Source organism: Variovorax sp. J31P207 (genome assembly GCF_030316965.1).
GTDB lineage: Bacteria > Pseudomonadota > Gammaproteobacteria > Burkholderiales > Burkholderiaceae_C > Variovorax > Variovorax ginsengisoli_B.
The window spans coordinates 150,231-170,679 of sequence record NZ_JASZYN010000008.1; the positions used below are offsets into that span (position 1 = coordinate 150,231).

The 20,449-nt window shown below is 68.6% G+C and carries 19 protein-coding genes; 4 read left to right on the forward strand and 15 right to left on the reverse strand.

The window, feature by feature from the left end; genetic code table 11:
* Positions 1-21: 21 nt before the first annotated feature.
* The 10 genes from QTI68_RS26150 to QTI68_RS26195 are packed head-to-tail and all read right to left on the reverse strand — an operon-like array spanning position 22 to position 9,382.
* A complete protein-coding gene (locus QTI68_RS26150) occupies positions 22-630 on the reverse strand; it encodes a glutathione S-transferase (RefSeq protein WP_286525815.1) in 609 nt (202 codons plus the stop codon).
* Positions 627-2,360 carry an FAD-dependent oxidoreductase gene (locus QTI68_RS26155; protein ID WP_286525816.1) on the reverse strand — a complete coding sequence of 578 codons (1,734 nt, stop codon included), beginning with the start codon at positions 2,358-2,360 and terminating at the stop codon, positions 627-629. Before QTI68_RS26155 ends, QTI68_RS26150 begins: the two co-directional genes overlap by 4 nt.
* On the reverse strand, positions 2,357-3,094 hold the full coding sequence (locus tag QTI68_RS26160) for an SDR family NAD(P)-dependent oxidoreductase (protein WP_286525817.1): 738 nt from the start codon (positions 3,092-3,094) through the stop codon (positions 2,357-2,359). The genes QTI68_RS26155 and QTI68_RS26160 overlap by 4 nt, the downstream gene beginning before the upstream one ends.
* A gap of 16 nt (positions 3,095-3,110) precedes the next feature.
* Positions 3,111-3,863, reverse strand: coding sequence for an SDR family NAD(P)-dependent oxidoreductase (locus QTI68_RS26165; protein ID WP_286525818.1), 753 nt, complete (start codon positions 3,861-3,863; stop codon positions 3,111-3,113).
* Between the two features lie 25 nt (positions 3,864-3,888).
* A complete protein-coding gene (locus QTI68_RS26170) occupies positions 3,889-4,620 on the reverse strand; it encodes an ABC transporter ATP-binding protein (protein WP_286525820.1) in 732 nt (243 codons plus the stop codon).
* Positions 4,613-5,377, reverse strand: a complete 765-nt coding sequence (locus QTI68_RS26175) for an ABC transporter ATP-binding protein (protein ID WP_286525821.1) — start codon at positions 5,375-5,377, stop codon at positions 4,613-4,615. Before QTI68_RS26175 ends, QTI68_RS26170 begins: the two co-directional genes overlap by 8 nt.
* Positions 5,374-6,327 carry a branched-chain amino acid ABC transporter permease gene (locus QTI68_RS26180; protein WP_286525822.1) on the reverse strand — a complete coding sequence of 318 codons (954 nt, stop codon included), beginning with the start codon at positions 6,325-6,327 and terminating at the stop codon, positions 5,374-5,376. The genes QTI68_RS26175 and QTI68_RS26180 overlap by 4 nt, the downstream gene beginning before the upstream one ends.
* Complete coding sequence (locus QTI68_RS26185; protein ID WP_286525824.1) at positions 6,324-7,226, reverse strand: branched-chain amino acid ABC transporter permease; 903 nt, start codon at positions 7,224-7,226, stop codon at positions 6,324-6,326. Before QTI68_RS26185 ends, QTI68_RS26180 begins: the two co-directional genes overlap by 4 nt.
* A gap of 22 nt (positions 7,227-7,248) precedes the next feature.
* On the reverse strand, positions 7,249-8,457 hold the full coding sequence (locus QTI68_RS26190) for an ABC transporter substrate-binding protein (RefSeq protein ID WP_286525825.1): 1,209 nt from the start codon (positions 8,455-8,457) through the stop codon (positions 7,249-7,251).
* Positions 8,458-8,515: 58 nt separating this feature from the next.
* On the reverse strand, positions 8,516-9,382 hold the full coding sequence (locus QTI68_RS26195) for an SDR family NAD(P)-dependent oxidoreductase (RefSeq protein ID WP_286525827.1): 867 nt from the start codon (positions 9,380-9,382) through the stop codon (positions 8,516-8,518).
* Between the two features lie 138 nt (positions 9,383-9,520).
* Between QTI68_RS26195 and QTI68_RS26200 the strand changes: the two genes are divergently transcribed.
* Complete coding sequence (locus QTI68_RS26200; protein ID WP_286525829.1) at positions 9,521-10,234, forward strand: GntR family transcriptional regulator; 714 nt, start codon at positions 9,521-9,523, stop codon at positions 10,232-10,234.
* Positions 10,235-10,751: 517 nt separating this feature from the next.
* The gene (locus tag QTI68_RS26205) at positions 10,752-11,804 is read left to right on the forward strand and encodes a Bug family tripartite tricarboxylate transporter substrate binding protein (RefSeq protein ID WP_503011737.1); all 1,053 of its coding nucleotides are present in this window, start codon (positions 10,752-10,754) and stop codon (positions 11,802-11,804) included.
* 88 nt (positions 11,805-11,892) lie between these two features.
* Here QTI68_RS26205 and QTI68_RS26210 read toward each other — a convergent pair whose 3' ends face one another.
* The 3 genes from QTI68_RS26210 to QTI68_RS26220 are packed head-to-tail and all read right to left on the reverse strand — an operon-like array spanning position 11,893 to position 15,782.
* Positions 11,893-13,980 (reverse strand): acetate--CoA ligase family protein, encoded by a 2,088-nt coding sequence (locus tag QTI68_RS26210; protein WP_286525830.1) that lies wholly within the window; start codon positions 13,978-13,980, stop codon positions 11,893-11,895.
* Between the two features lie 5 nt (positions 13,981-13,985).
* Positions 13,986-14,783: an enoyl-CoA hydratase/isomerase family protein gene (locus QTI68_RS26215; RefSeq protein ID WP_286525832.1), complete on the reverse strand. Its 798-nt coding sequence runs from the start codon at positions 14,781-14,783 to the stop codon at positions 13,986-13,988.
* Positions 14,784-14,804: 21 nt separating this feature from the next.
* Positions 14,805-15,782, reverse strand: coding sequence for a tripartite tricarboxylate transporter substrate binding protein (locus QTI68_RS26220; protein ID WP_286525834.1), 978 nt, complete (start codon positions 15,780-15,782; stop codon positions 14,805-14,807).
* Between the two features lie 181 nt (positions 15,783-15,963).
* Between QTI68_RS26220 and QTI68_RS26225 the strand changes: the two genes are divergently transcribed.
* Positions 15,964-16,770, forward strand: coding sequence for an IclR family transcriptional regulator (locus QTI68_RS26225; protein WP_286525836.1), 807 nt, complete (start codon positions 15,964-15,966; stop codon positions 16,768-16,770).
* A gap of 36 nt (positions 16,771-16,806) precedes the next feature.
* Here the strand turns inward: QTI68_RS26225 and QTI68_RS26230 are convergent, their stop codons facing one another.
* Both QTI68_RS26230 and QTI68_RS26235 read right to left on the reverse strand, forming a co-directional pair.
* On the reverse strand, positions 16,807-17,826 hold the full coding sequence (locus QTI68_RS26230) for a Bug family tripartite tricarboxylate transporter substrate binding protein (protein WP_286525837.1): 1,020 nt from the start codon (positions 17,824-17,826) through the stop codon (positions 16,807-16,809).
* On the reverse strand, positions 17,823-18,764 hold the full coding sequence (locus tag QTI68_RS26235; RefSeq protein WP_286526089.1) for a Bug family tripartite tricarboxylate transporter substrate binding protein: 942 nt from the start codon (positions 18,762-18,764) through the stop codon (positions 17,823-17,825). Before QTI68_RS26235 ends, QTI68_RS26230 begins: the two co-directional genes overlap by 4 nt.
* Before the next feature lie 207 nt (positions 18,765-18,971).
* On the opposite strand from QTI68_RS26235, the gene QTI68_RS26240 reads away from it, so the two are divergent.
* Entirely contained in the window at positions 18,972-20,432 is a 1,461-nt protein-coding gene (locus QTI68_RS26240) for an FAD-dependent oxidoreductase (RefSeq protein WP_286525840.1), read from the forward strand.
* Positions 20,433-20,449: the final 17 nt, after the last annotated feature.

Sequence of the window (20,449 nt, forward strand, 5' to 3'; positions counted from 1 at the left end):
GCCCGGGCGCCCGGGACGGGCTCAGAGGGACCAGGTGGCCTGCAGCGAGGGCCGCTGCGAGAACCCGGCGTACCAGGCCGCCACGGCGGGATGGCGATCGCGCCAGCCCAGGTCGGCGAAGCGCAGATCCAGATACCACAGTGCGCAGGCCACCGTCAGCGTGCCGATGTCCACCCGGTCGGGCGCCATGAGGGCAGGGTGGGCCGACAGGTGGGCGAGCGAGGTCTCGGCCTTGTCCAGCTGCGCGGCCCGCCACTCGGGCCAGCGCAGCGGCTCGGGGCGAGCGACGTCCTCGTAGCGCGCGAGCAGCGCGCCGTCGAGGATGCCATCGCCAAGAGCCTGCAGTGTCAACGTGTTCCAGCGCGCGTCGCCGCTGCGCGGGAACAGCGCGCCGTTGCCCAGTTCGTTCAGGTACTCGCAGATCACGCGGCTGTCGTACAGCACGGTGCCGTCGTCGGTGAGGAAGGTCGGCACCTTGCCCAGCGGGTTGCTGGCGATGATCTCCTGGTCGCGCTCGACCGGGTTGGCGTTCGACGGCAGCAGTTGCACGCGGCCATGGAGACCCAGCTCGTGGGCTGCCACCAGGCACTTGCGGACGTAGGGCGAGAAGGGGGAGAAGTAGATCTTCATGGGTGTCCAGACGTTGATCGATCGTTGTTGACGGCGGCCTGTGCCAGCTGGCGGCCGGCGATCCAGCCGAAGGTCAGCGCCGGGCCCAGCGTGATGCCGGGCGCGGGGTACTCGCCGCCCATCACCGAATGCATGTCGTTGCCGGCCATGTACAGGCCCGGAATGGGGCGGCCGGCCGCATCGAGCGCCTGGGCCTGCTCGTTGCAGGCGATTCCCACGGCCGTGCCGATGTCGCCGGCATAGACTTTCACGGCATAGAAGGGCGCCTTGCGCAGCGCGCCCAGGCAGGCGTTGGGCGCGTGCTCGGCATCGCCCAGGTAGCGGTTGTATTCGGTGCTGCCCTTGCCGAAGTCGTCGTCGCGGCCTTGCTCGGCCTGGGCGTTGAAACGCGCGGCCGAGGCTTCGAGCGCGGCGCCGTCGATGCCCAGGGCATCGCCCAGCGCACGCAGCGTTTCTGCCTTGTGCAGGTAGCCGGCCTTCAGCAGGTGGTCGCGCGGCCGCCCGCCCGGCAGCGCCAGGCCCATGCCCCACTTCTCCATGAAGTCGTGGTCGCACACCAGATAGGCGGGCAGCGTGGGCACGGTCTCGTGGGAGCGGTACATGCCGCGGACGAACTCGTGGTACGAAGTGGATTCGTTGACGAAGCGGCGGCCGGCACCGTTGACGGCCATCAGGCCCGGCTTGGCGCGGTCCCACACGAGGTGAGGGTAGCGAACCACCGTGCCATCGGCCCGCTCCAGGATCGACACCGGCGCCCAGAAGGCCGGGTTGGTGTGGCCTTGGCCCATCACGGCGCCGGCGTCGCGGGCCAGCGCGATGCCCTCGCCGCGATTGTCCTGCGGCGACATGGACCACGGCCCGGTGGGCTGGGGGTATTGCTCGCCGCGGAGGGCCTCGCTCCAGGGGAAGCCGCCCGTCGCCACGACGACGCCGCGCCGTGCCTTCACGTTGGTCGCCTTGCCCTCGTGCAACAGCGCCACGCCGGCCACGGCGCCGTCGACCAAGTGCAGCTTCTGCAGCGGCGTGTCGAGCCAGTACGGAATGCCGCGGTCGATCACGCTCTTGAACAAGCGTGCCGCCAGCGCGTTGCCCAGCACGACCCGGGTGCCGCGATGGTAGCCGCGCAGCCGGTCGGAGAAGTAGCGCAGCACGAGCTTCACGCCTTCGCGCCAGGATGTGAACGAGCGGGTGACGGCCAGCAGGTGCTTGGCGTCGGTCATGGTGATCATCATGCCGCCGAGCACCATGAACTCGGGCAGCGGATCGCGAAGCTCCTTGAATTTCGGGCCGAGTTCTCGTCCATCGAACATGGCCGGGTCGAGCGAGCGGCCACCCAGGGCCGCGCCGTCGCGGTCCGGGTAGTAGTCGGGCGAGTAGCTGCGCGCGACCAGGCGCACCGCCGTGTTCTTCTCGAAGTAGTCGACCATCCCGGCGCCCTGGCGCAGGAAGGCCTGCTGCATCCCGGCGGGCGCGGCATCGCCCACCGTGTTGCGCATGTAGGTCCAGGCCTTCTCGAAGGTGTCGGGGTGGCCGACCCGGGCCGACTGCGCGTTCAGCGGCGCCCACACGGCGCCGCCGGAGACGGCGGTCGAGCCGCCGACGCGGTCGGTCTTCTCGACCAGCAGCACGCTGCAACCCTCGATCTTCGCCGTCAGCGCCGCGGCCATGCCGCCGGCACCGGCACCGACGACGACGACGTCGTACTCCGCGTCCCAGGCGGGGGTCGTCATGCGCCGGACCCGCCCAGCGACTTGCCGCCGTCCACGAACAGCACCTGTCCGGTGATGAAGCCGGTCTGCGGCGACACCAGGAAGGCGACGGCCTGCGCGATGTCCTCGGGCCGACCGGCCTTGCCGGTGGGCTGCAGCGCGAGCTGCGCGGCCAGCCGCTCGGGCGTCAGGGCGCGCAGGATCGGCGTGTCGATCAGCCCCGGAGCAATGGCGTTGACCAGGATGCCGCGCGCCGCCAGTTCCATGGCGCTGGCCCGCGTGTAGCCCACCACAGCGGCCTTGGAGGCGACATAGTGCGGGTGGTTCTTCGCGCCCAGATAGGCGCGCGAGGCGATGTTCACGATGCGGCCGCCCTCGGGCATCGTCCTGGCGACCTCCTGGGTGAGGGTGGCGACGGCGATCAGGTTGACCTCGTAGGCCCGGCGGAAGTCCGCGCTGCTCACTTCCAGGAACTTGCGTTCGTCGAAGATGCCGGCGTTGTTGACCAGCGCGTTCAGGGGCGGCAGCGACTGAACCAGGGCGCGCACCGCGGCTTCGTCCGTCAGGTCCAGGACGCGGCACTGCACGGCCAGGCCCAGGTCCTGGAGTCGTTGCGTCTCGCGCTGCGCCAGGGCTTCGTCGCGGTCCACCATCACCACCGAGAAGCCGTCCCGCGCCAGGCGCTCCACGGTGGCCAGGCCCATTCCGCCGGCGCCGCCGGTGACGAGGGCCATCGGTTGCTTGCTGTTGCTCATGTTCAGATGACTCCGTTCAGGCCGAGAGGAAGCCGCCGTCGACCGGCAGCACGACGCCATTGACATAGCTGGCCATGGGCGAGCAGAGGAAGACCACCGGCCCGACGATCTCCTCGACCTCTCCGCCGCGCGCCATGGGCACGCGCTTCATGTACCAGTCGGTGCCGCCCGGGACGGCCAGCTGGGGCGCGACCATCTCGGTCAGCATCAGGCCTGGCGCGACCGCGTTGGCACGCACGCCGAAGGGCGCGAGGTCGCGCGCCAGCACCTGCGTGAACGAGCGCACGGCGCCCTTCGATGCCACGTAGCCCGCCGACGAGATGCCGCTCACGAAGGCGACGATCGACGACAGGTTGACGATGCAGCCCCGGGTCTTCTTCAGCGCCGGCACGAAGGCGTGCGTGACGTTGAACAGACCCTGCAGGTTGACGTTGATGAGGCGGTCCCAGACCTCGGTGGCCTGCGGGTCGTCGATGCGTGCGCGGCCGGAGATGCCGGCGTTGTTGACCAGCAGGTCGATGGGCCCGATGCGGCCCTCGAGGTCGGCGGCGCAGGCCTGCACGGCCGCGCGGTCGCAGACGTCCACCGCGATGCTCCAGGCCTCGCCGCCGGCCGCGCCGATCCGGGCGGCGGTGGCGTCGGCGCGCGTCTTGTCGATGTCCGCGACGATGACGCGGGCGCCTTCCCTTGCGAAACCCAGCGAGATGGCCGAACCCAGCCCGCCGCCGGCGCCGGTCACCAGCGCGAGCTTGCCTTCCAAAAGATCCATCCGAGTGCTCCTGAAGTTGGCGCGTCTACACGCCGAGGTAGGCCCGGCGCACCGCCGGGTCGTTCATGAGTTGGGCCGAGGCCCCCTGCAGCGAGATCTCGCCGTTCTCCAGGATGTAGGCGTGGCTGGCCACGGTCAGCGCCAGGCGCACGTCCTGTTCCACCAGCAGGATCGTGAGGCCCTGCTCGCGGTTGAGGCGCTGGATCGCCTCGAAGATCTGCTCCACCAGCAGTGGCGACAGGCCCATCGACGGCTCGTCGAACATGATCATGCGCGGCCGCGACATCAGGGCGCGGCCGATGGCGAGCATCTGCTGCTCGCCGCCCGACAGCGTGGCGGCGCGTTGGTCGGCGCGTTCCTTGAGCCGCGGGAACATGGCGTACACCTTGTCGAGGTCCTCGGCCATGGCGCCGCGGTCGCGCCGCAGGAAGGCGCCGAGTTCGAGGTTCTCGCGAACGCTCATCTCCTTGAACACTTCGCGGCCTTCCGGCACCTGCACCAGGCCCCTGCCGACAATCTCGTCGGAAGGCAGGCGATGGATGGCCTCGCCCGCGAAGTGCACCTCGCCGGCCGAAGGATTGATGAGGTGGGAGATGGCGTTGAGCGTGCTGCTCTTGCCGGCGCCGTTGCTGCCCAGCAGCGCCACGATCGCGCCCTGCGGCACGCTCAGGCTGACCTTCGACAAGGCCTGGATGGCGCCGTAGGCGGCGCTGACGCCGCGGACCTCCAGCAGCGGTCCCTTGCCGGGTTCAGACATGCGCGGCTCCTTTGCCCAGATAGGCCTCGATCACGGTCGGGTTCTCGCTGATCTCCTTCGGCGTGCCTTCGGCGATCTTCTGGCCGAAGGACATGACGGTGATGCGGTCCGAAATCGACATCACGAGCTGCATCACGTGCTCCACCAGCAGCACGGTGATGCCGTCCTTCTGGGCCAGCTCGGTCAGCAGGTGGTCGAGGTTCTCGATGTCGCGGTTGCGCAGGCCGGCCGCCGGCTCGTCGAGCAGCAGCAGCCGCGGCTTGAGGGCCAGGGCGCGTGCGATCTCCAGCAGCTTCTGGTGGCCGAAGTCGAGCTCCTTGGCGCGGGTCTCGCGGTCGTGGGTCAGGCCCACGCGTTCGATCAGGCTGTCCACCAGGTCGCGGATCTCGCCGCTGGGGCGGCGCAGCAGGCGGCCGAGCGTCCCCGCGCTGTGCGAGTGGCAGCCCAGCAGCACGTTCTCGTAGACGCTGAGGTCGCTGAACAGCTCCAGGTTCTGGAAGGTCCGGGCGATGCCCATGCCGGCCATCCGCGTCGGTGCGTGGTGCGTCACGTCCTCGCCGTCGACCACGATGCGGCCTTCGGTCGGCTGGTAGTAGCGCGAGATGCAGTTGAAGGTGGTCGACTTGCCGGCGCCGTTGGGACCGATCAGCGCGTGGATGGAACCGCGCGCGACCTCGAACGACAGGCTGTTGACCGCCACCAGGCCGCCGAAGCGGACCGTGATGCCCGAGACCTCGAGGAAGGGGCGCGTGCTCACTGGGCAAGCTCCTTCGCTGCCTTGCGCGCTACCCGGCGGTTGCGGTCGGCGAAAAGGCCCTTGGGCTTGAACATCATGAAGCCCATGAGGATCACGCCGTAGATGATCTCCTGCACCGACATCAGCTGGCGCAGCAGTTCGGAGATGAGGCCGAAGGCGATGGCGCCGGCGACCGCGCCGCGCACCGAGCCGATACCGCCCACCACGACCATCGTGAGGATCAGGATGGTGGTCTGGAAACCCAGGCTCTCCGGGTGGATGAAGGACGTGAAGAGCGTGTACATGCCGCCCGCGATGCCCGCGAAGGCGGCAGAGATCGCGAAGGCGCTCTGCTTCATGGCCTTGACATTGATGCCCATCGCCATGGCGGCCACGTCGCTCTCGCGCACCGCGCGCAGCGAGGAGCCGTACTGCGAGCGCGCCAGCGCCACGGTCAGCCACAGCATCAGGGCCGTCAGGACGATGACGAAGGGATAGGCCTGCAGGTCGTTGGTCAGCTTGTAGCCGAACAGCTCGGCGGGGTCCATCTTCATGCCGTTGGAGCCGCCCGTGACCTTCTCCCAGCTCAGGAAGACCCACTGCATCGCCTCGCCGAAGGCGAAAGTGGCCAGCGCCAGGTAGATGTCGCGCATGCGCAGCGCGAGGTAGCCGATCAGGTAGCCGAGCACCGCCGACAGCAGGCCGCCGGCCAGGATGGACACGATGAAGGGCGGATGCCAGGCGGTGTTGATGATGCCCGCCGTGTAGATGCCGATGCCGAAGAAGGCGGCATGGGCCAGGGCGAACTGCCCGGTCTCGCCGATCACCACGTGCAGGCCGAGCGCCAGCACGACGAAGACCATCAGCAGGTTGACGACATAGAGAACGTAGCCGGACACCGTGAACGGCAGCAGCATCAGCAGCGCGGCGCCTGCCAGCAACGCCCAGTGATCGCGGGTGATGGTTTTCATACTTTCTTCACCTGGGGCTTGCCGCCCAGGATGCCTTGCGGACGCACGATCAGCGTCACGAGAATGGCCAGGAAGGGCGCCACCACGATGGCGTTGGTCGAGATGAAGAGCCCGACCAGGTTCTCGACGATGCCGATGATCAGGCCGCCGAGGACCGCGCCGGGCAGGCTGGTGAAGCCGCCCACGATCGCCGCGGCGTACGCCAGGATGGCGATGTGCGCGATGTCGGGCGTGATGAGGATCTTGGGCGTGATCAGCAGCGCGGCCAGCGCCGAGATGACGCCCGACATGGCCCACACCAGCATGCGGATGCGCGACAGGCGGATGCCCACGATCTGGGCGGCGCGCGGGTTCATGCCGACGGCACGCATCGCCTTGCCGATGCGGGTGTGGCTGAACATGAGGTAGATCAGCACCATGACGACGATGGCGCAGAGAAAGATCGCGACGTCGAGCCGGGTGAGGAAGGCGTCGCCGATGATCACCGGGTCGTTGGACACCAGCGAGGGCAGCGAGCGCGGCGTGTCGCCCAGGCCGGTCTGCCGCACCAGGCCCTTGAGCGTGTAGGCCAGGCCGAGCGTGGCGATGACCAGCTGCGGGCCGACGCCTTTCGAATGGGTGACGCGCTCCATGACCACGCGCTGGAACAGGGCCGCGCCGACCGCCAGCGCCACCACGGTCAGCGGAATCACCATGGCATACGAGAAGCCGGCGATCAGCAACAGGGACAGCGCCACGTAGCCACCGATCATGAACATCTCACCCTGGGCGAAGTTCGGCACGTCGGTGGTCTTGAAGATGGCGACGATCGCGATCGCCAGCAGCGCATACACGCTGCCCGTCACCAGTCCTGAAAGGATGCCCTGCTGCAGGAACAGCCAGATCTCACTGAAGTTCATCGCGGTCCCTGGTGCGGGTTGCTTACTTGGGCTGGTAGGTCCAGAGGCTGCGGTATGCGCCTGGCACCGGGGTCATCGTCGTGCCGTCGAACTTCAGGTAGATGGCCGACTTCTGGCCCGCATGGTCGACCGGCGTCAGCTCGATCGGGCCGGCCATCACGTTGGATTCGAACTTGGTCTGCGACAGGGCGGTGAGGAACTTCTCGCGCGTCGGCTGCGGGCCAGCGGCCTTTAGCGCATTGACCACCGTCATCGCCGACGGGATGCCGTAGGGCATGTAGGTCTGCGGGTAGCCCGGCTTGCTGGCCAGCTCGGGGTAGTAGGACTTGTACATGTCGTACACCCACTTGAGCTTGGGGCCGCCGGCCACGTCGGCCATGACTTCCTGCAGGTAGACGTTCTTGAAGGCGTCCATGTTGCCGACGTTCTCGACCAGCTGCTTCAGGTCGGCCGTGCCGTTGACTGCGATGACGATCGGCTTGGTCCAGCCCAGCTCCTGCGCCTTCTTGACCAGCAGGCTGACCGGGCGGGCATAGGTCGTGATCAGCAGCACGTCGGGGTTCGCGGCGCGGATCTTGAGCATCGGCGCCGTGACGTCGGTGAGGTTCGGCGCCACCGACTGCACCTGCAGGTCCACGCCCAGCTTCTTGGCCTGGAATTCCGCCGCCTCGAGGTTCCAGCCGCCGTAGGCGTCGTCGTGGTTGATGTAGCCGATCTTCTTGCCCTTGAGGTATTCGGAGGCGAACTGCACCATCGAACCGCCCACTGCGCGCTGCGAGATGGAGAACGCGCCGTAGATGTACTTGGACGGCGGGTACAGCGCGCCGTCGCCCGATGCGTTGAGCATCACCAGGGGGATCTGCGAGCGCTCGACGTATTCGCGCGCGCCCACCACCGCGGCCGAGCAGGAGCCGCCGTTGAGGGCGAACACCTTGTCCTGCTCGGTCAGCTTCTTGACCGCCGCCAGCAGGTCGTTGGCGTTGCAGCGGTCGTCCTCGATCACCAGCTCGATCTTGCGCCCGTGGATGCCGCCCTCCTTGTTGACCTTGTCGTAGTACATCTTGGCGGCGTTCATGACGTCGAAGCCGTAGGCCATCGAGTTGCCCGACAGGGGACCGAACATGCCGATCTTGATGGTCTTGTCGGTCAAGCCGGGGTCGGTCTGGGCATTCGCACACAGCGTGGACAGCGCGGCCGCGGCGGCCACGAGCAAGGACTTGGCAGATTTCAAGGGAGTCTCCTTTGTGAGGTGCGGGGTCGGAACGGGGGATTGGGGGGCGGGCAGGGTCTCAGGGGGCCGGTTCCACGGCCGCGTCGTCCTTCTCGAAGCCGGGGCGGGGAATCAGGCCCAGCCAGGCCTGGGTCAGGCCGCCGTCGACGAGGAACTCCTGGCCGCTGATGTAGCTGGCGCGATCGCTGGCCAGGAACAGCACGGCGCCGGCGATGTCGGACGGCGTGCTGATGCGACCCGCGGGCACGATCTGCTCGCGGCGACGGCGAACGGCGGCGTCCTGGTAGATGCCCTCGCTCATCGGCGTGCGGATCATGGCGGGGCTGACCACGTTGCTGCGCACGCCGTGCTCGCCCAGTTCGACCGCGAGCAGTTGCGACAGCATCTTCACGCCCGCCTTGCTCACGCTGTAGGCGCCGCTGTAGGGCTGCGGGATGCTGGCCGAGATGGACGCGATGTGGACCATCGAGCCCCCGCCGTTCGCCGTCATCCGGCGACCGAAGGCCTGCGCGCACAGCAGGTAGCCGGTGAGGTTGACCGACAGCAGCTGGTTCCATTTGTCGACGGCGATGTCCATCAGCGCGCCGGCGTAGAGCGCCGCGGCGTTGTTCACCAGCAGCGCGGCGGGCCCCCAGGCCTGCTCGACCTGCGACGCCGCGGCTTCCACGCTCTGCGGCTGGGTCACGTCGCAGGCGATGGTCAGCACCCGGTCCGCGTGGTCGCTCAGCCCCGCGGCGATCTCGGCCAGCCGCGGCGCGTCGCGGTCCAGCAGTGCGACGCGGGCGCCGACCGCCAGCAGCTGCAAGGCCAGCTCCGAACCGATGCCCCCGCCCGCGCCGGTCACGACGCAGACGCGGTTCGTCAGACCCAACCAGCCTCCGCCGGCCTCTTGCGCGGCCTTTGCCATGTGCATGTCGTCCTTCATGATCTGAATCGCGTGAATCTCTTGAAGCGGCGATTATGTATACATGAGATCGAGTAAATCTCAGTATTTACCCCTAAAGTCGTCAGAATGAGCGCAATATGTATACTTGATGGGCACCCCACACAAGAAGGAGCAGGGATGAGAACGCTGTCTCAAGACGTCACGGAGACGCTGCGCAACTGGATCCTTCATGGCCAGATCCAGCCGGGCGAACGGCTGGAGGAAATTCCCCTGGCGGAAAGGCTGGGCGTCTCGCGCACGCCCGTGCGGGCCGCGTTGAGCACGCTGGCGAGCGAGGGGCTCATCAATCACCAGCCCAAGCGCGGCTACCTGGTTCGCGGCTTCGACGTCGACGAGATCGCGGCGGCCTACGACGTGCGCGCCGTGCTGGAAGGACTGGCGTGCCGCAATGCGGCCACCCGCGGCCTGACCGAAGAGCAGTCGCGGCGGCTGCTGGACGCTTTGGCCGAGGGCGACCGCATCCTCGCGCGCGGGGAACTGCGGCCCGAGGACCACGAGCCCTACCAGCAGATGAACGTGACCATCCACGACACGCTGCTGCATGCCGCAGGCAACCCATGGGTCACGCGCTTTGCAGAGCAGGCGCAGAACATTCCCTTCGCGTCCGACCGGATCATTCTCTGGGACGACCACGCCATCATCCTGCGCTCGCACGGCGACCACCATCGCATCATCGAGGCCATCCTCGCCCGCGACTGCGTGCGCGCCGAGCAACTCATGCGCGAACACGTCTACTACGCGGGACTGATCCTGCGGCGCAACTACGAGAAGCTGCTGTCGGAGGGTGACGCGGCGCCGGGGGCGAAGCCGCCGACGCGGCACGGCGTGTAGCCGCTGCTGCGAAGCATCGGCGGGGCGGGGCCCAGTCCTGGAAATCATTCCGCTCGCCCACCCAGGCAAGCTTCGGCCGGGCGACGCGCTGCCGTTCGAGGTCCGCTGCGAAGGCAGGCCGATCGTGCGCGCGAACTACATCGGGTACTCGCAGCGCGAAGAATATCCATGGAGCAGCGAACTCGACGACAAGGGCCGAGGCCTTCTGCCGTTGCGGGCGCGACCGCGCCGGACGCGCCGCTCCTTGATCCCCTGGCCCTGCGAGCCCGCTTCGCCGCCCTGTATCCCGATGCGGAGGTCTGGAATGCGCCGACGCCGGGGGCCGACCACGATGGTCATCGGCCATAGGCCTTGTCGATGAAGGTCCGATTAACCGGAAGACCAGGAATCGTTCAGAGTCGCTCGCTCGCGCGCGCTGGCGCATCGACCGACGTCGATTCTTTGCTCGGGTGAGGGATTACCCGGTTCGGCCATCCGGTCCGCCTTGCATACGATGAAAAAAACATTTGGATACATTATGAAAAGAAGCAGTGACCGGCATGTGCCCACTTCGACCCCCGTCGCGGAAGGCGCCACGTTGCGGCGTCGAGACTTCGCGACCTGGATGGCTGTAGCGTCGGCGGGCCTGGCTCTGGCTGAACCTGCGCGGTCCCAGGCAGCGCAGTCCAATGCCGCGGGCAATGCGCCCATTGAGCGGCTGCGGATCGTCATTCCCGCCAACGAAGGTGGCGGCTGGGACCAGACGGGCCGGGCACTGGGCGCTGCAATGCTCGGCGGGGGCGTTGTGAGCGCCGTTGACTACGAGAACATCGGAGGCAAGGGTGGGACGATTGGATTGGCCAAGTATGTGGAAAAGTACGATGCCGATCCGAATGCGCTGCTCATCGGTGGGATGGTCATGGTGGGCGCGGTCGCGCTTCAGAAGCCGGCCATCGACATGAGCCGCATTCATGCGCTCGCGCGCCTCACGAGCGACTACGAGGTGGTCGCCGTGAAGGCCGATTCGCCTGTTGTCACTGTCAAGGACCTGATCGGCAGGCTTCGCACCCAGCCGGAGTCAACGGCGATCGCAGGCGGTTCCTCAGGCGGGGTCGACCACATGTTCGCGGGCATGCTTGCACGACTTGCCGGTAGCACCTCCAAGCTGGTCTACCTGCCGAATGCCGGCGGTGCGCAGGTGGTGGAAGCGCTGGAGTCCGGCAAGGCCGTGGCCGGTATCTCGGGCTACAGCGAGTTCAGCGAAGGCATCGCGAGCGGCAAGCTGCGCGCCATCGGCGTCTCCGCGAAGCGACCATTCCTCGGGATTCCATCAGCGCGTGAGCAGGGGGTCGATGCCGACCTCGCGAATTGGCGCGGTGTCTTCACCGGCAAGGCCGTGCCGCCGAAGCGGCAACAGGAACTGGTCGCTCTCGCGCGGCGTGCGGTTCAGACCGACGCCTGGCAGAAGACCCTCAAGCGGCAGAACTGGGATTCCTCCTGGATGGAGGGCAAAGACTTCCAGGGATATCTGGAACTCGACTCCGCCATGGCCGGTGTGATGACGGTGCTGCTGAAGCTGAAGACGGGCTGAGTCGTTGATATTTTCGTTAGGTGGCACTCTACCCATCGGAGGACAGTACCGTAGCCGCTCGGCCTTCAGCCACTTTTTCTTGACTCCGTCATTCGCGAAGCACGACGACCCCATCGGCGGCACGCACGCCGGCGCCTCGGGGCAGCACGAACAGCGGATTGATCTCGGCCTCAACCAGCCGATCGCCCAATTGCGCCGCCATGCGGGAGAAGGCCACGATGGCATCGGCCAGCGCGTCGACGTCGGCCTTAGGGCGCCCGCGAAAGCCGTCGAGCAACGGCCAGGTCTTGAGTTCGCGCGCCATCGCCTGGGCCTCGTCGCGGCCCAGGCCGCCTTGCGCCGGCAGCAGGCGGATCGTCGTGTCCTTGAACAGTTCCGCGGTCACGCCGCCCATGCCGAGCAGGATGGCCGTGCCGAGCGCGTCGCGGTGCATGCCGAGGATCAGTTCGCATCCGCCGTCCACCATCTCCTGCACCAGGAATCGTTCCGGGCGTAGCCCGGTGGCACGTTCGACCCCGGTCGCCATCGCGACCAGCCGGGCGGCAACCTGCTCGGGCGCGACGTTGACGGCGACGCCGCCGACGTCGCTCTTGTGGGTGATCTCGCTCGACAGGATCTTCAGCACGACCCTTCCGCCCAGTTCGCGCGCTGCGCGCTCGGCTTCCTCGCCGCTGCAGACGATCGCCTCGCGGGCGCAGGGCACGCCGAAGCGGGCGAACAAGCGCTTGGCTTGCGCCTCGTCCAGCGAGCCCGCGGGGAACTCGTGCAGTTGCACGCGGGCGGCGCCGTCCGGCGCACTGGCCGGCGCCCGCCATCGGCTCGCCTGCAGCATGCCCGCCAGTGCCGCGGTGCAGCTCTCGGCGGCAACGAAGGCGGGCACGCCGCGCTGCGTCAGGAGCGCGGCGGCCTCGGGCGCATGCGGGCTCACGTAGGCCAGCACCGGCTTGTCGGACAGCGGCAGGCAGTCCGCGATCGCGCCGGCCATCAGCTCGGGCCTGCCGACGCCCGACGAGCCGATGATGACGGCCAAGGCGTCATAGGTCGGACTGGCCAGCAGCGCCCTGATGGCGCCGCGCAGCAGATCCGGCTGCAGGCCGGCCAGCGTGACGTCGATCGGATTGCGGTCCAGCGCGGCATGGTCGCCGGTCTGCAAGGCCCGCAAGGCCGCTGCCGTGACTTCGTCCGGCGCCGGGGTCTCGAAGCCGGACACGCCCAGGCTGTCGGACACCAGCGTGCCGGCGCCGCCGGTCGAAGTCAGGATGGCGACCCGCTTGCCGCGCAGGACCCGCCCTGTCGCGAGGGCGGCCGGGATGTCGAGCAGGTCGCCGAAGGTCTGCGCCCGGATCACGCCGGTCCGCTGGAACAGCGCGTCGTACATGCGGTCCGCGCCGGCCAGCGCCCCCGTGTGCGACACCGCGGCCTTGGCGCCCGCTTCGGAGCGCCCGATCTTGAAGGCGACGATGGGCTTGCCGGCGCGCGCCGCCTTGAGCGCGGCGGCGCGGAATTTCTCCGGGTGCCGGATCGCCTCGATGTACAGCGCGATGACCCGCGTCGCCGGGTCGTCGACCAGTGCGTCGACGAAATCCGCGAGCTCGAGATCCACTTCGTTGCTGGTCGACACCAGCTTCGACAAGCCGATGCCCCGGGCGGCGGCGCGCGACAGCAGCGCGCCGAGGATGCCGCCGCTCTGCGACACCACGCCGATGGCGCCGGCGTGGAAATGATCCATCTCCAGCGCGCCGCTGGCCGAGAGCACGATGTGGTCGGTCAGGTTCACGAGGCCGATGGTGTTCGGGCCCAGGATGCGCATGCTGCCGGCGGCCTCCAGCAGCTGCTGCTGGCGCCGTGCGCCTTCTTCGCCGGTCTCGGTGTAGCCGCTCGCCAGCACGATGGCCGCGGCCGCGCCGCGTTGGGCGAGTTCCTTCACGGCGATGTGGGCCCGCTCCGCGCCCAGCAGCACGATGCCCACGTCGGGGACCGCCGGCAGCGAGGTCACGTCGCGGTAGCAAGGCAGCTCGCCGATGCGATCGAGCTTCGGGTTCACGGGGTAGATCGTGCCGGCGAAGCCATGCTTCTGCAGGTACGACACCGGCCGGCCGGCGGTCTTGGCCGGGTCGCCCGAGGCGCCGATCACGGCAACGCTTCGGGGCTGGAGCAATCGGGACAGCGCTTCCATGGCGATCATTCCCCGGCCGTGCCGTGGGTCTTCGCCAGGAAGGCCCGGACCGACTCGCGGTGCTCGGTGCTCGTGTAGCAGATGCCCTGCGCCTGGCTGCCCTGGGCGAAGACCTGCTGGGCCGGCAGTTCGAAGGCCTGGTTCAGGATCGTCTTGGACAGCGCCAGCGCGGTCGCGGAACCCCGGCCCAGTTCGGCGGCCCACGCCTGGGCATCGGCCAGCAGCCGGTCCGCCGTGGTCTTGCGGTCCACGATGCCCAAGGCGAGCGCTTCGTCGGCCTCCACCTTGCGTCCGGTGAAGATCAGGTCCTTGGCCTTGGCCAGGCCGACGCGGCGCGGGAGGAAGTACATGCCGCCGCCGTCGGGGATGATGCCCCGGTGGATGTAGGACCAGGTGAAGCTGGCCCACTCGCTGGCGATGATGAAGTCGCACGCGAGCGCGGTGTCCGCGCCAAGGCCGGAGGCAGCGCCGTTCACTGCGGCGATCACCGGCTTGGGCATCGTGTGCAGCAGCGCTTGCGTGTGGTGCACGCGTTGCTGCCGATGCCAGCCGTTGAATGCGACCTCGCCGGCCGGCGCGTTCATGCGGCGCTCCATGCCCGCGATGTCGCCGCCGGCGCAGAAGCCCTTGCCGGCGCCCGTGAGCACCAGCGCTCGAATCTCCTTGTCGGCGGCGACGCGCTCCAGGGCGTGGCTGAATTCGGCGCGCAGTTCATCGCTCATCGCGTTGCGCTTCTCGGGGCGGTTGAAGGTCAGCGTGGCAATGCCGCGCTCGACCTGCAGCTGGATCAGGGTGTAGTCCATGGGGTTCATCCTTCCTCGGCCTCAGTCGGCCTTGACGTTGTTTTCTTTCACGATCCGCGACCAGCGGACGGCCTCGGACCTGACGAAGTCGTCCAGTTCGGCCGGGGTGCCGCCGCTGACCGTGAGGCCCTCGGGCTCGAGCATCTTGCGGAACTCGGCGCTTTCGGTCGCCTTCCTTGCGGCCGCGTTCAGCTTGGCGACCACATCGGCCGGCGTGCCGGCCGCGACGAACAGGCCGTACCAGCTCTCCACGGCGTAGCCGGGAACGGTCTCCGCAATCGCGGGCACATCCTTCAGGGCCGGCGCACGGCGCGGCGTGGTGACCCCGACGGCGCGCAGCTTGCCGGCGGCCAGCTGGGACGAGACCGCCGCGGCGGTGGCGAACATCATGTCGACCTGGCCCCCGAGCAGATCGGTCAGGGCCGGGCCGGCGCCCTTGTAGGGGATGTGCGTCATCTGCACCTTCGCGAGGTTCGTGAACTGCTCGCCCGCGAGGTGCGCCGAAGTGCCGTTGCCCTGCGAGGCAAAGGTGAGCTTTCCTGGGTTGGCATGCGCGGCTGCCACCACGTCCGACACCGACCGGTAGGGGCTGTCCGCACGCACCACGAGGACGTTCGGGCCGCGGGCCAGCAGCACCACCGGCGCGAAGGCCTTCTGCGTGTCGTAGGGGAGCTTGGCCATCAGGCTGGGATTGACCGCATGGGCGAACGTGGACACCAGCACCGAGTAGCCGTCGGGCGCGCTCTTGGCCACGGCATCGCTGCCGATGATGGTGCCTGCGCCGGGCTTGTTGTCGACGATGACCGGCTGGCCGAGCGCCTGCGACATGCCGAGGCCCAGCGCACGCGCGATGGCGTCGGTCCCGCCGCCCGGGGCGAAGGGAACGACCAGCTTCACGGGCCTGTCCGGGAAGGCGGCGAAGGCCGCGGAGGCTGCCAGTGCGGTCGCGGCCAGACAGCCGGCCACGCGGCACAGAAAGGAACGAAAGGGTCGGGTCATCGGTTGTCTCCTGCTACGCGGGGCAAAGGTCTTTGTTGTCGCTGGGGCTTCCGGGTGAAGTCGCCATGGGAGGTAGCTTAGGAAGCCGGTGCCGGTTTGGCATCCCTTCGATTCCAACCAGTGGAACCCAATACACTGGCGTTCCGCCGTCGTCCGGTCCGGCATGGAGGTGCTGAATCTCATGAATTCGTCAACGCCTGCGCAGTCTCTGGGGGCGGAGAAGCCCGGGGTTTCGCCCGCGAACAGGTCGCTGGAGCGGGGCATCGAGATCCTTCGATCGTTCCGCCCCGGCTCGGAGCTGCTGGGCAACGCCGAGATCGCCGAGCGAACGGGCCTTTCCCGTTCGACGGTGAGCCGCCTGACGCAAACGCTGGTGGGGTCGGGTTATCTGCAGGTGGAAGCACGCACCCGGGCGTATCGCCTGGCGCCCGCGGTCCTGAGCCTGGCGCACGCCATGCGTTCGGGTTCCACCGCGCTCGCCATCGCCGCGCCGCACATGCGCGATGCATCCCAGGCGGAACGGCTCAACGTGGGCCTGGCCGCTCCCGATCGGGACGAGATGGTCTACCTGGAGTCAATCCGATACAACCGCCGGCCCTCCCTGCGCCGGGTGGTGTCAGGCCAGCGTGTGCCGATGGAGCTGACCTCCCTCGGTCGCGCCTACCTGGCCGTCGCGCCGGAGGGCCAGCGCAAGGCCTTGCTCGCGCACTTTCGCCGGACCCGGCGCACCCAGTGGGCGGCGCTCGGGCCGGCGCTCGCGGCCGCGATCCGGGACGTCGAGGAGAAGGGCTTCTGCGCCGCCGCCTGGCAGCCTGAAGTCGTGGCGCTGGCGGCTCCGCTGCTGTTCAAGGGCTCGCGATACGCCTTGAACGTGAGCCTGTCGACGGCCGAACCCTTGGCGTCGGCGGTGCGCGAACTCGCTCCGACGCTGCTCGCGCTGAGCGCGCGCATTCAGCACGACTTGGACGTCGCGACGGACGCATGGTGAGCATCGGTGGGCTGCGACCGCTTGGCCGGCGGTGCGTCACTGCTGCCGCGTCAGCCCGAGCTCGCGGATGATGCCGCCCCACTGCTGGTAGGTCGAGCGCGTGAGCTCGTCGAGTTGCTGCGGTGTCGACGCCTCGGCCTCGTAGGCGCCCTGGCGGAAGAAGTCGCGCGTGGCCGGCATTGCCAGCACCTGCGCGAGCGCGGCGTTGAGCCTGGCGACGACCGGGGCCGGCATGCGTGCCGGGCCGTAGAAGGCGAGCCAGCTCGGCATGTCGACACCGCTCACGCCCTGCTCGGTCATCGTCGGCAGGTCGGGCAGCATCGGGCTGCGGCGGGGCGCGGCCACGGCCAGCATGCGGACCTTGCCGGTCGCGGTGTTCGTGATGGCGTTCGGCGCGGCGTCGAAGTAGTACTGCACGCGGCCGGCGAGGAAATCCTTGGCGGCGTCCGCGCCGCCCTTGTAGGGCACGTGCACCACGTCGAGCCCGGCCTTGCGCGCGAAGGCCTCGCCGTAGATGTGCGAGGAGGTGCCGGTGCCGAACGAGGCATAGCTGAGCTTGCCGGGGTTGGCCTTGATGTACGCGATCAGTTCCTGCACGGTCTTCGCGGGCACGCTGACGTGGACGGTGAGCACGAGCGGACCTCGTGCGCCGAGCGAGATCGGCGTCAGGTCCTTGAACGGGTCGTAGCGCACCTGGGCGAGCGTCTGCGGGTTCTGCGCCACGACCGAGGAGGGCGCGTACATGATCGTGTAGCCGTCGGGCGCCGATCGGATGACTTCCTCGGTCGCGAGGATGAAGCTGGCGCCGGGGCGGTTCTCGACGATCACCGGTGTCTGCAGCACGTCGCCGAGCTTGTTGGCGACGAAGCGCGCCTGCGCGTCCGAGGCGCCGCCGGCGGCCAGGCCCAGGATGATCCGGATCGGCCGGCCCTTGTCGGGGAACGCAGGCGGCGCCGCCGGTGCGCCGGTTGCGAGCACGGGCGCGAGGGACAGGACCAGCGCGCCGAGTGCGCGGCGGCGGTCGATGCGACATACGGAAAGACGATGCGGTTTCATTCCTTGGCCAATCCAACTTGTTTCACCATCGCGCCCCAGCGGTCGTAGGTCGACCGCGTGATGCGCGCGAATTCATCCGGCGAGCTGCCACCGGCTTCGTAGCCGCCACTGCGATAGAAGTCCTGCACCGCGGGCATCTCTAGCACCTGGCCGAGCGCCTTGTTGAGGCGCGCCACCACCGGTGCCGGCATGTTCGCGGGGCCATAGAAACCGAGCCAGCTCGGCAGGTCCAGGCCTTCCACGCCTTGCTCAGCGAAGGTCGGGACCTCCGGCAAGGCGGGGATGCGCGCGGCCGAGGCCACGGCAAGAATCCTGACCTTGCCGGAGCCGACCGTGATGATCGCGGAAGAGGCGGAGTCGAACATGTACTGGACGCGGCCGGCGATCAGGTCCTTGGCGGCGTCCGAGCCGCCCTTGTAGGGGATGTGCACTGCATCGATGCCGGTCTTCTTGACGAAGGCCTCGCCGTAGATGTGCGAGGAGGTGCCCGTACCGAAGGACGCGTAGCTGACCGTGCCCGGATGCGCCTTCACGTAGCGCACGAGCTCGCCGACCGACTTCGCCGGCACGCTGTCGTTGACTGTCAGCACCAGCGGCCCGCGGCCGCCCATCGACAGCGCGGTGAAGTCCTTGAAGGGGTCGTACGGAACCTGGGACAGCGTGTGCGGGTTCTGCGCCATGGTCGACGAGGGCGCATACATCAGCGTGTAGCCATCCGCCGGCGCACGCGCGACTTCGCTGGCCGCCAGCATGGTGCTGGCGCCTGGACGGTTGTCGACGATCACGGGGGTGCCGAGCACCTCGCCGAGCTTTTGCGCCACCAGGCGTGCCTGGCCGTCGGTGCCGCCGCCGGCGGTGAATCCGACCACGATGCGGATCGGCTTTCCCTTGGCCGGAAAGTCCTGCGCGCCGGCCCAGGGCGTGAGTGCCAGCAGCATGCTGCCGAGCAGGAGGCTCAATCGCCGCCGCGCGTTCCGCCCTGCTTGCCGGTGAATGTCCATTTTTCGTCTCCGTCTTGAAAATGGATTGTCAAACCATAAAAGACGAACAAAGCCAAGGGAATACCCGGATTTCAGGCCAAGTGATATAAATAAAATGGACATCGAAATCAAAATAGTCGAATCAACCCGCCTTTGACCCAAGTTATGAAAACCATCGTCCGCACCGACGAGCGCATCCTCAGTTCCGACATCTTCGATCGCGACGGTCGCGTGGCACGGCCCGACCACGGGGTCTGGTCCGAGCCGGGCCGTGACGTACCGGTCTATCACCGGTGCGGCGTGCTGGTGGTCGGCGGTGGGCCGTCGGGCACCGCCGCCGCGGCGTCGGCGGCGCGGGCCGGCGCCGACGTGGCCTTGCTGGAGCGCTACAACCACCTGGGCGGGCTGTCCACCGGCGGCCTCGTGATCTGGATCGACCGCATGACCGACTGGGAGGGCCAGCTCGTGATCCGCGGCTTCGCCGAGGAGCTGTTCGATCGGCTGCCGGCCGACGCGGTGGCCGGGCCGTCGCGGGAAGACTGGGGCTCCCAGGACTCGGCCAAGGCCAGCCACTGGGCGCAGCGCACCGCGGCCTACCACGGCATCGTCACGTGGTCGCCGACCATCGATCCCGAGCGCCTCAAGCTGCTGTCGCAGCAGATCGTGCTGGAGCGCAAGGTCAAGCTCATCTACCACTCGTGGGCCGCGGTGCCGATCGTGCAGGACGGCGCGGTCAAGGGCGTGGTGTTCGAGAGCAAGGAGGGGCGCATGGCGATCATGGCCGACGTGGTGGTCGACGCCACCGGCGACGGCGATCTCTTCGCGCGCGCCGGCGCCGCCTTCGTCAACGACATCGAGGAGGCCGACGTGCACCACTGCATGAACACCTCGTGGCTGTTCGGCGGCGTCGACATGGGCCGCTGGATCGACTTCAAGGCCGGCCGCCCCGACGCGTTCAGCGCCTTCATGGCGCGCGGCCGCGAGCAGCTGGGCCTGTTCGAGCGCCCCTTCGTCTCCTGGCGCAACGACGTCGCCTTGTTCATGGGGCCGCGCCAGTCGGGCTACTCGGCGCTCGACGTCGACGATCTCACCGCGGTGGAGGTGCGCTCGCACCGGGCGATGGCCGCGCACCTCGACTTCTTCCGCGCCCATGCGCCCGGCTTCGAGGACGCCTACCTGATGCTGAGCGCACCGCAGATCGGCGTGCGCCATGCGCGGCGCCTGAGCGGCGTCGGCGCGGTGCTGCGCAGCCAGTGGCCCGAAGGCCGGGCGCTGGCCGACGAGATCGGCGTGTCTCCGGCCGTGTCGCCCAAATTCCCGAACATCTCGATCCCCTACGGCGCGCTGGTGCCGCAGCGGCTCGACGGCCTGCTGGCCTGCGGCCGCCACATCTCGTGCGACCGCAACTCGCACGGCTTCATGCGCGAGATCCCGCAATGCTGGATCACCGGACAGGCGGCGGGCACGGCAGCGGCACTGGCCTCGCAGGGACGGATCGCACCGAGGGCGGTCGAGGTGAACGCGCTGCAGACGGCGCTGCAGGCCCAGGGCGTGTACCTGCGCGCCGGTGCCGCCGGCGCCGGGCCGGTGGCCGAGCGGCCGTCGCTCGAAACCGCGAACAGCTGAGCCGCTCACGATGATCG